General features: G+C 64.8%; 13 protein-coding genes. 5 read left to right on the top strand and 8 right to left on the bottom strand.

The genetic code is table 11. The annotated features are described in order from the left end of the window. Positions 1-13: 13 nt before the first annotated feature. From kdsB to OUZ49_RS15470, 5 genes are all read right to left on the bottom strand, one after another. On the bottom strand, positions 14-787 hold the full coding sequence (gene kdsB, locus OUZ49_RS15490) for a 3-deoxy-manno-octulosonate cytidylyltransferase (RefSeq protein WP_266151404.1): 774 nt from the start codon (positions 785-787) through the stop codon (positions 14-16). Positions 788-1,010: 223 nt separating this feature from the next. After that, positions 1,011-2,321: a 3-phosphoshikimate 1-carboxyvinyltransferase gene (gene aroA / locus OUZ49_RS15485; protein ID WP_380003998.1), complete on the bottom strand. Its 1,311-nt coding sequence runs from the start codon at positions 2,319-2,321 to the stop codon at positions 1,011-1,013. 39 nt (positions 2,322-2,360) lie between these two features. Further along, positions 2,361-3,449, bottom strand: coding sequence for a prephenate dehydratase (gene pheA / locus OUZ49_RS15480; protein ID WP_266151401.1), 1,089 nt, complete (start codon positions 3,447-3,449; stop codon positions 2,361-2,363). 80 nt (positions 3,450-3,529) lie between these two features. Next, a complete protein-coding gene (gene serC, locus OUZ49_RS15475; RefSeq protein WP_266151400.1) occupies positions 3,530-4,615 on the bottom strand; it encodes a 3-phosphoserine/phosphohydroxythreonine transaminase in 1,086 nt (361 codons plus the stop codon). A 104-nt stretch (positions 4,616-4,719) separates the two neighbouring features. Beyond that, positions 4,720-5,487: an FHA domain-containing protein gene (locus tag OUZ49_RS15470; RefSeq protein WP_266151399.1), complete on the bottom strand. Its 768-nt coding sequence runs from the start codon at positions 5,485-5,487 to the stop codon at positions 4,720-4,722. 101 nt (positions 5,488-5,588) lie between these two features. Between OUZ49_RS15470 and OUZ49_RS15465 the strand changes: the two genes are divergently transcribed. Both OUZ49_RS15465 and infA read left to right on the top strand, forming a co-directional pair. Further along, positions 5,589-5,864 carry a polyhydroxyalkanoic acid system family protein gene (locus OUZ49_RS15465; RefSeq protein WP_266151398.1) on the top strand — a complete coding sequence of 92 codons (276 nt, stop codon included), beginning with the start codon at positions 5,589-5,591 and terminating at the stop codon, positions 5,862-5,864. A gap of 83 nt (positions 5,865-5,947) precedes the next feature. Next, positions 5,948-6,166 (top strand): translation initiation factor IF-1, encoded by a 219-nt coding sequence (gene infA / locus OUZ49_RS15460; protein ID WP_019466733.1) that lies wholly within the window; start codon positions 5,948-5,950, stop codon positions 6,164-6,166. A 145-nt stretch (positions 6,167-6,311) separates the two neighbouring features. Here infA and clpA read toward each other — a convergent pair whose 3' ends face one another. Beyond that, positions 6,312-8,579 (bottom strand): ATP-dependent Clp protease ATP-binding subunit ClpA, encoded by a 2,268-nt coding sequence (clpA, locus tag OUZ49_RS15455; RefSeq protein WP_266151396.1) that lies wholly within the window; start codon positions 8,577-8,579, stop codon positions 6,312-6,314. A 61-nt stretch (positions 8,580-8,640) separates the two neighbouring features. Further along, positions 8,641-8,967, bottom strand: a complete 327-nt coding sequence (clpS, locus tag OUZ49_RS15450) for an ATP-dependent Clp protease adapter ClpS (protein WP_074546739.1) — start codon at positions 8,965-8,967, stop codon at positions 8,641-8,643. Positions 8,968-9,123: 156 nt separating this feature from the next. Here clpS and OUZ49_RS15445 point away from each other — a divergent pair, with 156 nt between their 5' ends. Genes OUZ49_RS15445 through hflD form a run of 3 tightly spaced genes read left to right on the top strand, consistent with a single transcriptional unit; the run spans position 9,124 to position 11,394 of the window. Continuing rightward, positions 9,124-9,618 (top strand): NUDIX hydrolase, encoded by a 495-nt coding sequence (locus OUZ49_RS15445; protein ID WP_266151395.1) that lies wholly within the window; start codon positions 9,124-9,126, stop codon positions 9,616-9,618. Next, a complete protein-coding gene (mnmA, locus tag OUZ49_RS15440) occupies positions 9,615-10,760 on the top strand; it encodes a tRNA 2-thiouridine(34) synthase MnmA (RefSeq protein WP_323134940.1) in 1,146 nt (381 codons plus the stop codon). The genes OUZ49_RS15445 and mnmA overlap by 4 nt, the downstream gene beginning before the upstream one ends. A gap of 10 nt (positions 10,761-10,770) precedes the next feature. Beyond that, positions 10,771-11,394, top strand: a complete 624-nt coding sequence (hflD, locus tag OUZ49_RS15435; RefSeq protein ID WP_266151394.1) for a high frequency lysogenization protein HflD — start codon at positions 10,771-10,773, stop codon at positions 11,392-11,394. A gap of 598 nt (positions 11,395-11,992) precedes the next feature. Here the strand turns inward: hflD and OUZ49_RS15430 are convergent. After that, on the bottom strand, positions 11,993-12,904 hold the full coding sequence (locus OUZ49_RS15430; RefSeq protein ID WP_266151393.1) for a LysR family transcriptional regulator: 912 nt from the start codon (positions 12,902-12,904) through the stop codon (positions 11,993-11,995). Positions 12,905-12,936 lie beyond the last annotated feature (32 nt).

The raw sequence follows: 12,936 nt of genomic DNA, 5'->3' as shown, positions 1-12,936 counted from the left end.
GGACTTAAAGCGTTCAGTCGCGTGCGAGCCACTGCTCCGCGCGCTCCAGATCGGCCAAGGTGTCGATGCCTGGCGGAAACGGTTCGGGCGTCAGCCGCACGGCAATGGCATGACCGTGCTCGAGCACGCGCAACTGTTCCAGCGACTCCGCCTGCTCCAGCGCCGTACGCGACAACTGGGTGTAGCGCTTGAGGAAACCTGCACGGTACGCGTAGATGCCGATGTGGCGAAGGAACGGCACCTCGGCTGGCAACATCTCACGATGCAGCGCAAAGGCATCTCGCGCCCATGGCAATGGAGCGCGGCTGAAGTACAAGGCCCGGCCATTCGACGCGCGCACCAGCTTCACCACGTTGGGATCGAACAGCTCATGCGCTTCGGTGATTGGCGTCGCCAAGGTCGCGACCGGCGCATCGTCGTCCGCCAGCGCACGTGCCACCTCGCGGATGCCCGCAGCAGGAGCAAACGGTTCGTCGCCTTGCAGGTTCACCACGATGGCGTCATCGGGCCAGCCGTAGTGAACCGCGCACTCGGCCAGGCGGTCGCTGCCCGAGGCATGATCGCCACGGGTCATGCATACCTCGACGCCCTGCCCGGCCAGGGCATCGGCGATGCGCTGGTCGTCCACCGCCACGACGACCTCGGTCGCCCCTGCCTGCAGCGCACGCTGCGCCACCCGCACCACCATCGGCACGCCGGCAATCTCGCGCAGAGGCTTCGCCGGCAAGCGCGTGGAGCCATAGCGGGCGGGAATGGCGACGATGAACGGCGGGGTGTCAGCGGACATGGCGACCTCTTGGTGAGGTTGGAAGCCTAGCTGCAAGCGTGGGCGGAGACGAGGGGTGGTGGGTCTTCACCACTTGTGTGCCGCCTAGTACCACGTGGTGGCCTGGCGGCAAGCCATCAAGAAAACACGTACCAATCCAGGTTGTCGCGAGCACCCGCCCTTTACCCCCTTTTAGGGGCTCACCCCAGCCCTCTCCCCAAAGGGGAGAGGGAGCGAAAAGCAGTCAGCTCGCGGCGCTTAGGGCAAAGCCGCAGCTGTTGGCCAGCTCGAGAAATCCAGGGAACGACGTGGCGACGTTGCTGCAATCGTTGAGGCGGATGGGGTCACCTGCAATCAGGCCAGCTACAGCGAAACTCATCGCGATGCGATGGTCGCCATGGCTCTCGATGCCGCCGCCGCCGAGGGGGCCGCCGGTGATAATGGCGCCATCCGGGGTCTCTTCGATTTGCGCACCGATGGCACGCAAGCCGGCCGCCATGGACGCGATGCGATCCGATTCCTTCACGCGCAATTCGGCGGCGCCGCGCACGACCGTGCGGCCTTTCGCAGCAGCGGCGGCGACAAAAAGTACCGGGAATTCGTCAATCATGTCCGGTACCAGCGCTTCCGGCAGCTCGATGCCGTGCAGGGGCGCGTAACGCACCATCAGGTCACCAACCGGCTCGCCACCGCTCTTGCGCGGGTTTTCGATGCGGATATCGGCGCCCATCAAGCGCAGCGCCTGCAGCAGGCCGGTGCGACGCGGATTCAAGCCGACCGCCGGCAAACGCAGCTTCGACCCTGGCACGATGCTGGCCGCGACCAGGAAGAACGCCGCCGAGGAGAAATCGGCGGGCACGTCCACGTCGGTGGCACGCAGCACATGACCGCCACTCAAGCGCGCACGACCAGGCTCGAAATCGATCGGCCAGCCGAAGGCGGCCAGCATGCGCTCGGTGTAGTCGCGCGTCGGATGCGGCTCGATCACCGTCGTTTCGCCGTGCGCGTACAAGCCGGCCAGCAACAGCGCCGACTTCACCTGGGCGCTGGCCACCGGCAAGGTGTATTCGATGCCATGCAGCGCCTGGTTGCCGTGCACCTGCAGCGGCGGCAAGCCATCGCGGCTGTCGATCTTCGCGCCCATCATGGCCAGCGGGTCGGTGACGCGGCGCATCGGCCGCTTCGACAGCGACTCGTCGCCCACCAGGGTGCTGGCAAAGGCCTGCCCGGCGAGAAGGCCAGCCAGCAGGCGCATGCCGGTGCCGGCATTGCCGCAGTCCAGCGGCTGCGCTGCACCACGCAAGCCATGCAGGCCCACGCCATGCACGCGACGCTCGCCCTCGGCAGGCGTCTCGATGCGCACGCCAAGCTGTTGCAGGACGGCGGCGGTGGCACGGGTGTCCTCACCCTCGAGGAAGCCGCGGATATGCGATATGCCATCCGCCAACGCACCCAGCATCAGGGCGCGGTGCGATACCGATTTATCGCCGGGGACGCGTACGCTGCCTTGCAGCGCGCGGCCGGCATGACTGATCCAGTCGAGTCGACTCACGATGAATTCTCCGGCAGCCGCTCCGAGGCGACCGCATACATATCAGGGCAAGGCCACCGGGTAGGAGCCGAGCACGCGTACCTGGGCCGCGGCCGAGCCCATTTCCTGCATCGCCGCCTGCATGGGTGCGTCGTGGACGTGGCCAGACACGTCGATAAAGAACGCGTACTGCCACTTGCCCGAATGCGCGGGACGCGACTCGATGCGATTGAGGCTGAGGCCATGCTTGGCGAACGGGCTCAACACGTCATAGAGCGCGCCTGGCTTGTCGTTCACCGTGATGAGCAAGGACGTGCGGTCGTTGCCCGACGGCGGAAACAGCGAACGGCCAATCACCAGGAAGCGCGTGGTGTTGTCCGCGCGGTCCTCGATGGCCTGCGCCACGGTCTTGAGCCCGTACACGCGGCCCGCCGTTTCGCCGGCAATGGCGCCGGCGTCGTCCGCATGACGCGCAAGCCGGGCCGCTTCGGCATTGCTGCTGACCCCGATGCATTCCACGCCCGGCAGGTTGATGCGCAACCAGGTCTTACACTGCTGCAGCGACTGCGCGTGCGCGTAGACGCGCTTGATGTCCTCGAGCTTGCCGCTCATCGAATGCAGGCACTGATGCACGCGCAACTCGACTTCGCCGCAAATGGTGGCGTCGGAGGTGAGGAACATGTCCAGGGTCACCTGGATCATGCCCTGGCCGGAGTTCTCCACCGGCACCACGCCGAAATCGGCATGGCCGGCAGCCACTTCCTGGAATACTTCCTCGATGCTGCCCAGCGGCAGGCCGTAGGCCGCGTGGCCAAAGTGCTTGCGCACCGCCTGCTCGCTGAAGGTGCCTTCCGGCCCCAGGAATCCAACCTTGAGCGGATCTTCCTGGGCCAGGCAGGACGACATGATCTCGCGGAACAGGCGCACCATTTCCGCGTCCGACAACGGGCCGTGATTGCGATCCACCACCATGCGCAACACATGCGCCTCGCGCTCGGGGCGGTAATAGTCGATCGCCGAAAGCCCCTCGCCCTTCACGCGCGCCACTTCCTGCGCCCAACCGGCACGCTCCGAGATCAGCTGCTGGATCTGCTGATCGATGGTGTCGATGCGCTCACGCACATCGGAAAGTGAGGATTTCTTGTCGGTCATATCTCGGCGCTACGGAAGGAAAGATGTCCAAACAGTGGACCAGGGATAGTCCGTGATATGCAGACTCATGCGCAACCGTTTCATCCGTGACGTTTGGCGAAATCGCCCATGAAGTCCACCAGCGCCTGCACGGCCTCCAGCGGCACCGCGTTGTAGAGCGAGGCGCGCATACCGCCGAGCGCCTTGTGCCCCTTCAATGCGAGCAGGCCGGCCGCCTCCGATTCCTTGAGGAAAGCCGCATCCAGCGCACTGTCGTGCAGTGTGAATGGCACGTTCATGCGCGAACGCGCGGCCAAGTCGATCGGATTGCGGTAAAAGCCGCCGGAGCCGTCGATGCTGCCGTAGAGAAGCTCTGCCTTGGCACGGTTGCGCTCACACATGGCGGTCAGGCCGCCCTGCTCCTTCAACCACTGGAAGGTCAGGCCCGCCAGGTACCAGCCCCAGGTATTGGGGGTGTTGAGCATGGAATCGTTCGCCGCGTGATCCGCGTAATGGAAGATGCGCGACATCGGGCGCGTGGCCCGCTGCAGCAGATCGCGACGGATGATCATCACCACCAGACCCGAGGGACCGATGTTCTTCTGCGCGCCCGCATAGATCAGCCCGAAGCGCGAGACGTCCACCGGCTCGGACAGGATATTGGAGGACATGTCCGCCACCAGCGGCACCTCGCCAACCTCGGGAATCGCGTGAAACTCGACGCCGTGGATGGTTTCGTTCGGCGTGTAGTGCACATAGGCGGCACGCGGATCGAGTTGCCAGCTATCGCGGGGCGGCAGCTGCAGGTAGTGCTGCTCCTTGCTGCTGCCCGCCACGTTCACTTTCACATAGGGCGCGGCTTCGCTGACGGCCTTTTCGCCCCAGTGCCCGGTGACGATGTAGTCGGCGCTATCGCCCTCGCCGGCCAGGTTCATCGGAATCTGGCCGAAATGCTGGGTGGCACCGCCCTGCAGGAACAGCACGGCGTAATCGGCGGGGATCGCCAGCAGCTCGCGCAGATCGGCCTCGGCCTGCTGGGCCAGGCCCATGAACAGCTTGCCGCGATGGGAGAGCTCCATCACCGAGGCGCCACAGCCCTGCCAGTCCAGTAGTTCGCGCTGGGCGCGTTCAAGTACCGCCTGCGGCATCGCCGCCGGGCCTGCGCTGAAATTCCAGAGTCTGCTCACTGACCGACGGCGCCTTCATGGGAGGAATCGCCGCATTATGCCGCGTCGCAGCAATGCATCGTCAACCCGCTCGCCGATGCCTCGGTAGCGCCCCGGCCAGCGCCCTAGAAGCGCACCAACAAGGCAATGGCGATACCCAGCGCCAGCACGGCCGCCGTGGCGATCAGCCACCACACTTCGCCGCGCGGACCGGCGTCTTCCTCGGGCAGGTGCTCAGGCGGCGGCTCCGGCCTGATGATCTCGGGCTCAAGTTCCAGCCCGGGGGCGTCGACCACGAAACGGTGCATCGCCAAGCCAACCTGGTCGCCCGGGCGCAAGGCTGCCTGGGTCACCGCTACGCCGTTGACGCGCAACGGATAACGGGCCGATTGCTGGCCTGCCTCGAGCATGAGCTGCCCGTCGCGCCAGAAGACCGCCAGTGACGCCGCTTCGCCTTGCGGCAGCTCCAATGGGAAGCGGCCCATGGGCCCCAGCTCCAGCTTGTCCTGCAGCGACAGCACGCGACCCGACAGCGACCCGGCCACCGCACGCAAGGCCACCGTGCAGCGCCCTTCCGCCGGCACGGTGACGGGCGGGTGTTGGGCAGGCTGCTCATCGACCCGCAGCAACATGCGGCAATCGCCAACGCTCAACACGTCACCCGGGCGCAGCAAGGCTTTCTCGCGCACGGGCCGGGCATTCACATAGACGCGGTTGCCTTCCGGCAAGACCTGCAGCACCCAGCCACGACGGTCGAGCTGGATACGCAAATGGTGCTCGCCGGCCTGATGGCCGGCCAGTATCAGATCGTTGTCCGGTGCGCTGCCGATCCGCAGTGCGGGGGCATCCCAGTGGAAATCCTCTCGGGCCGAATTGGGAAACTCGATACGCATCGGTGAACCAGTCGATAGACGGCCGGGACTCTAACAGAAGCTTGCATTCTGTCCGAGCGCATCTGGCTTACCATGTGGGTTTGCCTGTCCGGAGCTTATCCATGCCCAAGATTGATATCCGTCGGCCGCACCAGCTGCCCCTGGCCGAGGCTCGTGCCGTGGTCGACAAGGTGGCGGCACGCATGCACGAGAAATTCGGCATGGAGGGTCAGTGGGAAGGCGATACCCTGCGTTTTTCCCGCCCGGGCGTGGCTGGCAGCATCGCGGTGGCGAGCGACGTCATCCACGTGAAAGCCGAGCTGGGCATGATGCTGGCGCCCTTGAAGGGCATGGTCGAACAGGAGATCCGCCGCAAGCTGGACGAGCACTTCGGCTGATGATTCTTTAACCATTCCAGTTTCCGTGGCATAATCGACCGCTTAAGCGGCCATGACGGCCCCAATCGCACCCACCGGAACGCATGGCCAAAGACGACGTCATTGAAATGGAAGGCACGGTCCAGGAGACCCTGCCCAACACCATGTTCCGCGTGCAGCTGGAGAACGGCCACGTCATTACGGCCCATATCTCCGGGCGCATGCGCAAGCATTACATCCGCATCCTCACCGGCGACAAGGTGAAGGTGGAGATGACCCCGTACGACCTGACCAAGGGCCGTATCACCTACCGCATGAAGTAATCGAGCGGCCCGCTGTGGTAGGAGCGCACCCAGTGCGCGATCACACGGTTACCGCTATGTAGGATTTTCGCGCACTGGGTGCGCTCCTACAGAAAAAAGGCCGCGCTGTAAGCGCGGCCTTTTTGTGTTGCCCTAAGAAAGCCGGTCAGCTCACCACGGCGGGAACGGCCTCGGCCGCCTCGGTGGTGACGACCAGTTCACCCTCGCGCACGCTCAGGCTCACCTTGCCGCCCTCCGCCAGCTTGCCGAACAGAAGTTCGTCGGCCAGCGGACGCTTCACCTTCTCCAGGATCACGCGGGCCATCGGGCGCGCGCCCATCTGCGGATCGAAGCCATGCTCGGCCAGCCAGTGGCGGGCATCGGCGTCGACGTCCAGGCTCACATGCTTCTCGGTGAGCTGCGCTTCCAGTTCGATCAGGAACTTGTCGACCACGCGAAGAATGTGATCGAAGTCCAGCGCATTGAACTGGATGATCGCGTCCAGGCGATTGCGGAACTCCGGCGTGAACGAACGGCGGATCACTTCCATCGCATCCATCGAGTGGTTCTGCTTGACGAAGCCGATGCCACGGCGCGAAGCCTGCTGGGCGCCGGCGTTGGTGGTCATCACCACGACGACGTTCTTGAAGTTCGCTTCACGGCCATTGGTGTCGGTCAGCACACCGCGGTCCATCACCTGCAGCAGGATGTTGAATACATCCGGATGCGCCTTCTCGATCTCGTCCAGCAGCAACACCGCATGCGGATGCTTGGTCACCGCCTCGGTGAGCAGGCCACCCTGGTCGAAACCGACATAGCCCGGAGGGGCACCAACCAGGCGCGACACCGAATGCGCTTCCATGTACTCGGACATGTCGAAACGGATCATTTCGATGCCCAACTGCATGGCCAACTGCTTGGTGACCTCGGTCTTGCCGACGCCGGTTGGGCCGGCCAGCAGGAAGCAACCGATCGGCTTGGACGGGTCGGCCAGGCCGGAGCGGGCCATCTTGATGGACGCAGCCAAGGCCTCGATGGCCGGGTCCTGACCGAACACCACCATCTTCAGGTTGCGCTCGAGGTTACGCAGCACGTCCCGATCGGAAGCCGACACCTGCTTGGCCGGGATACGTGCCATCTTGGCCACGATGTATTCCACTTCCGGCACGTCGACCTTGCCAGTGCGCTGGTCGATCGGCAGCAGGCGCTGGCGCGCGCCAGCTTCGTCGATCACGTCGATGGCCTTGTCCGGCAGCAGACGGTCGGGGATGTGCTTCACCGACAGATCCACGGCGGCTTTCAGGGCCTCGGTGGTATAGGCCACGTTGTGGTGTTCTTCGAAGCGGGAACGCAGGCCCTTGAGGATCTCGAAGCTGTCCGCCACGGTCGGCTCGACCACATCGATCTTCTGGAAACGACGCGCCAGCGCGCGGTCCTTCTCGAAGATGCCGCGGAATTCCTGGAAGGTGGTGGAGCCGATGCAGCGCAGCTCGCCCGAGGCCAGCATGGGCTTGATCAGGTTGCTGGCATCCATGGTGCCACCCGAGGCGGAGCCGGCGCCGATGATGGTATGAATCTCGTCGATGAACAGGATCGCGCCCGGCTGCTTCTTGAGCTGGCCGATCACCGCCTTCAGGCGCTTCTCGAAATCGCCACGGTACTTGGTGCCGGCGACCAGGGCGCCCAGATCCAGCGACCAGATGGTGGCGTTTTCCAGCACCTCGGGCACGTCGCCGTCCACGATGCGCTTGGCCAGGCCCTCGGCCAGGGCGGTCTTGCCCACGCCGGCTTCACCGACATAGAGCGGGTTGTTCTTGCGGCGACGGCACAACACCTGGATGGTGCGCTCGATCTCGTCCTGGCGGCCGATCAGTGGATCGATCTTGCCTTCCAGGGCCAGCTCGTTGAGGTTGCTGGCGTATTCGCTCAGCGGATTGCCCCGGGGCTCGCCGTCTTCGCTCTCGCGCTCGCCGCCCGGCATGCTCTGCGACGGCTCGTCGCCGATCTTGGCGATGCCGTGCGAGATATAGTTGACCACGTCGAGACGGGTGATCTCCTGCTGGTGCAGGAAATACACCGCATGCGAATCCTTCTCGCCAAAAATGGCCACCAGCACATTGGCGCCGGTGACTTCCTTACGGCCGGAAGACTGCACATGGTAGACAGCGCGCTGCAGCACGCGCTGGAAGCCGAGCGTGGGCTGGGTATCGCGTTCGTCGCCGTGCGGCAGTACCGGCACGGTCTCGGCGATGATCTTTTCCAGCTCGCGCGTCAGCCGCGGCAGATCCACGCCGCAGGCACGCAGGGCACCCAGTGCCGACTGGTTATCCGTAAGAGCGAGCAGCAGGTGTTCCACCGTCATGAACTCATGACGCTGCTCGCGGGCCTGTTTGTAGCACTGGCCGATGGTGACTTCGAGATCCTTGCTGAACATCCGGACCTACTCCGCTAAGTGGCAGGCGGGCTATACCGCGATGGCTACAAAATGGGGACGCTTAGAGCTTTTCCATAGTGCACAACAAAGGGTGTTGATGAGCACGTGAATATTCGTTTACCTGAGTGACCTTGGTTTCGGCAACCTCCCGGGTAAAGACGCCGCAAACCCCCTTCCCGCGGGTATGGACGTGAAGCATGACCTGCACCGCCCGCTCCTGGTCCAGGCTGAAGAAGCTGCGCAGCACCTCGACCACGAAATCCATCGGGGTGAAGTCGTCGTTCAGCAGCACCACCTGAAACAGGGGTGGACGCGCCACTTCCGGCCTCGAGGTTTCCAGCGCCAGGCCGTGACCGCTGCCTTGTTCGTGTTCGGGTTCGTGAGCCATGGGTTCTACGTGAAATATCCTGGGGAAAAGTATACCGCCGCAACCCCGATGCCGGCCCGAACTGCGGGACCCGGGGTACCCGCGCCGGCAGGTTGTCTTCAGGTGATGGCACAATGACTACTTTTCCAGTGCCTTTGCCGGCGCCATATATCCCCCATGGCCGATTCCGCATTTCCCTCCTCCCCGTCCGTCTGGTGCCCGCACGTTACCGTGGCGTGTGTCGTGGCCGATGGCGACCGCTTCCTGATGGTGGAAGAGGAAGTAAATGGCCGTCTTGCCTATAACCAGCCGGCCGGCCATTTGGATGACAAGGAAAGCCTGGCCAGCGCCGCCGTGCGCGAGACGCTGGAAGAAACCGGCTGGACGGTCGAACTGGAGCATCTGATCGGCATCCACCAGTGGCGCAGTACCGAGCACGGCGACGGCGTGGTGCGCTTCACGTTTGCCGCCCGCGCGCTAGGCCACGACCCCAAGCGTCCGCTGGATACCGGCATCCTCCGCGCCCTGTGGCTGACCCGGGACGAGATCGTGGCCCTGGGCGACCGCCTGCGCAGCCCGCTGGTGTTGATGAGCATCGATGCATGGCTGGCTGGCCAGCGCCTGCCGCTGACCGCGCTGCACAGCCTGCTGGCCGAGGATCGTTACCCGTGAAAGTGATGCTCGGCATTTCCGGTGGCGTCGACTCCTCGGTGGCCGCCCTGCTGCTGCAACAGGCCGACTGCGAGGTCGAAGGCCTGTTCATGCAGAACTGGGAAGAAGACGACCGCGACGGCCCCTGCACCACCGACGCCGACCGCAAGGACGCCGTGGCGGTGTGCGGCCGGCTGGGCATCCCGTTCCATGCGCGCAATTTCGCCGCCGAGTACTGGGACGGGGTGTTCGAGCACTTCCTGGCCGAATACCGCGCCGGGCGCACGCCGAATCCGGACGTGCTGTGCAATCGCGAGATCAAGTTCAAGACGTTCCTGGACGAAGCGCGTGCGCTCGGCGCCGACAAGATTGCCACCGGCCATTACGCCCGCGTGGACTTCCACGACGGCAAATATCGGTTATTGCGCGCCGTGGATGCCGCCAAGGACCAGACCTACTTCCTGCACGCGCTGGGCCAGCAGCAATTGGCCGCCACGCTGTTTCCGGTGGGCGAGATCGAGAAGGCGCGCGTGCGCCAGATGGCCTTGGAAGCATCGCTACCCACCCACGCGAAAAAAGACTCCACCGGCATCTGCTTTATCGGTGAGCGCGACTTCCGCAGCTTCCTCGCCCAGTACATCCCCGCCCAGCCCGGCCCCATGCGTACGCCCGGGGGGGAGACCGTGGGCGAGCACCAGGGCGCGATGTATTACACCCTTGGCCAGCGCAATGGCCTGGGCATCGGTGGTCGCCACGGCGCCAGCGGCGACGCCTGGTATGTGGTGGGCAAGGACGTGGCCAGGAACATCTTGTATGTAGCCCAAGGTGGCGAGAATCTCTGGCTGTATTCGCGCCGCCTGCTGACCGAGTTGCCCCATTGGGTAGCGGGTGAGCCTCCGGCCACACGCTTTCGTTGTACCGCCAAGACCCGCTATCGCCAGCAGGATCAGGCGTGCGAAGTGATCGTGCACGGAGACCACCTGGAAGTGATCTTTGACGAAGCCCAGCGTGCGGTCACTCCCGGCCAGTCGGTGGTGTTCTATGACGGCGAGGCCTGCCTCGGCGGCGCTGTGATCGAGCGCACCGATGCGCCGTACGGCGGCTGGAATGATCAAGCCGAGTTGTCTTCCCCCATCCCCTGCGAGTCGATCCCCGGTGCTTGAAGCCTTTGCCATGAATGAAGAACGCGTGCTGGCCCTGGCCGGCCTGTTCCAGGCCACCGGGTTGGCCCAACAGCTCGCCAACGAAGGTCGCTGCGACGAAACCGCCATGGCCTCAAGCATCGGCAGCGTGTTTCGCATCGATGCCCCGTCGGTGGTCGGCGTCTACGGCGATGTGTCCGGCGTGCGCCTGGGCCTGCGCCAGCTGATCACCCTGCTGGACGAGAACAACCGCGACGTCGCCATCACCCGCATGGCCTTTACCGTGATCAGGCTGGAACGCAGCCTGTCCCGCCGCCCTGACCTGCTCGAGCGCCTGCAGCAAGGCATCGTCGCCGCGCAACGCCAGGTGGAACACTTCGGTCCGGAGTCGCCGCAGGTGGTCAGCCGCCTGGCCGAGCTGTACGCCAGCACCCTTTCCACGCTGAAGCCGCGCGTGATGGTGACGGGCAATCCGCAGCAGCTGCAGCAACCGAACGTGGTGGAGAAGGTGCGCGCCAACCTGCTCGCCGCGGTGCGTTCGGCGGTGTTGTGGCGACAGTTGGGCGGACGCCAATGGCAGATGCTTTTGTATCGGCGCCAATGCAGCATGCTGGCGCGCGGGTTGTTGACCGGGTCGACCATCAACAACACCTAATGGTCCGCGGCCGGCGCCGCCCTGAGCTCCTTCTCCCCGCCGGGGAGAAGGCTGGGATGAGGGGCGGGTGCTCGCCATAACGCCACATCCGTGCGTTATGGCATACGCATTAAGCCCTCTCCGCCTCGGCGCGTTGCGGTGTAGCCGCTGTGTGTCGGCCATGGGCCGTTACCTCTCTGGCTGGCCACACCCCTCAGGCTCGCATCCCACGTAATGCTACGAGCTCTCAAGGCCATTTTCTTTGGGTTACTTTTCTTTTGGGCCAGCAAAAGAAAAGTGACTCGGCTGCCGGCAGGCAGTCGAAACGCCCGCTGCGTAAGCGGCAACCTTGCAGCCACGCTCAGTTGTCGCGCTGTCGCGAGCACCCGCCCCTCATCCCAGCCCTCTCCCCGAGGGGGAGAAGGAGCACAAGCCGCCGGCAGGCAGTCGAAACGCCCGCTGCGTCCCACAGGGACTTCCTTCGGTCGTAAGCGGCAAGCTCGCGATATCGCTTGGTCATCGCGTGATCGCGAGCACCCGCCCCTCATCCCAACCTTCTCCCCGGAGGGGAGAAGGAGTCAGAGCGCGTTGCTCGACGCACCGACAGCGCGAAAAGGCGCTACGCGCCGTCACCCACCAACTTCAATCCGGGCCGTTGCTTCGCCAATCTGCGCAACAGCAAGGCAAACGCCTGCAAGTCGCTGCTCCACGGCGACGCGTCGCGCCAATAGAGCGCGATTTCGCGCCCCGTCGCCTGCCCCTTGATCTTGGACAGAACGATATCCGGCATGGAAGCCAGTCGATCGTGGGCAAGTGCAGGCACCAGCGCATAGCCGCCGCGCAGGCCCACCAGGGCCGCGAGGCTTTCCAGGCTGACGTCCTGCACGTGGCCGCCACCGAGCACATCATCGGCCTGGCTTTCCGTCATCAAGGTGGCTTCGCTGGGATCGAGTTGATCCAGCGAGACGCTACGTTTGTTGGCCAGTGCATGATCGGCGCGCAGCATCAGCTCCCACGGCTCGAAGAACAGCGGTCGCATCGCCGTGCCACTGAGCGGCGTCACCCGCGGCGCCAGCACGGCATCCAGTTCCCCTTCATTCAACCGTCGCAGCAGGCCACGCGGCTTGCCTTCGGACAAGCTCAGGCGGGTGCCGGGAAAATGCTGGGGAAACGGTTCGATCAGGTGCGGCAGCAAATAAGGGCCCAGAGAGGCGGGCACGCCCAGGCGCAGCTCGCCGCCAAACGCCACCTCGCCTGCGCGGGCGACCTGCTGCAGCAGCTCGGCGGAAGCGAGCACCGCATCGATCTGTTCCAGCAGTCGTTGCCCGCCCGCGGTAGGCACCACCCGTCGCCCGCCGCGCTCGAACAGCGGCGCGCCTAGCGCCTGTTCCACCTTCTGCACCTGATGCGACAGGCCCGAGGGGCTGATGTGCATCGCCCGCGCCGCGCTGTTGAAACTGCCATGGCGGCGCACCGCCTGCACCAGCATCAGGTCGCGCAGGGAGACTACCGATAAGTGGGTGGAGATCATCCGTGCTGCCTGCCGCCTCGCCGTGTCATCGT

This window comes from Dyella halodurans (genome assembly GCF_026283925.1).
In the GTDB taxonomy this organism is placed as follows: Bacteria; Pseudomonadota; Gammaproteobacteria; order Xanthomonadales; family Rhodanobacteraceae; genus Dyella; species Dyella halodurans.
This window is presented reverse-complemented; position numbering and strand designations above follow the sequence as displayed.

Bases quoted from the DNA above. Each gene is read 5' to 3' on its own strand.
- kdsB (WP_266151404.1), bottom strand. From the start codon at position 787: ATGTCCGCTGACACCCCGCCGTTCATCGTCGCCATTCCCGCCCGCTAT.
- pheA (WP_266151401.1), bottom strand. From the start codon at position 3,449: ATGACCGACAAGAAATCCTCACTTTCCGATGTGCGTGAGCGCATCGAC.
- OUZ49_RS15470 (WP_266151399.1), bottom strand. From the start codon at position 5,487: ATGCGTATCGAGTTTCCCAATTCGGCCCGAGAGGATTTCCACTGGGAT.
- OUZ49_RS15465 (WP_266151398.1), top strand. From the start codon at position 5,589: ATGCCCAAGATTGATATCCGTCGGCCGCACCAGCTGCCCCTGGCCGAG.
- infA (WP_019466733.1), top strand. From the start codon at position 5,948: ATGGCCAAAGACGACGTCATTGAAATGGAAGGCACGGTCCAGGAGACC.
- clpA (WP_266151396.1), bottom strand. From the start codon at position 8,579: ATGTTCAGCAAGGATCTCGAAGTCACCATCGGCCAGTGCTACAAACAG.
- clpS (WP_074546739.1), bottom strand. From the start codon at position 8,967: ATGGCTCACGAACCCGAACACGAACAAGGCAGCGGTCACGGCCTGGCG.
- OUZ49_RS15445 (WP_266151395.1), top strand. From the start codon at position 9,124: ATGGCCGATTCCGCATTTCCCTCCTCCCCGTCCGTCTGGTGCCCGCAC.
- hflD (WP_266151394.1), top strand. From the start codon at position 10,771: ATGAATGAAGAACGCGTGCTGGCCCTGGCCGGCCTGTTCCAGGCCACC.
- OUZ49_RS15430 (WP_266151393.1), bottom strand. From the start codon at position 12,904: ATGATCTCCACCCACTTATCGGTAGTCTCCCTGCGCGACCTGATGCTG.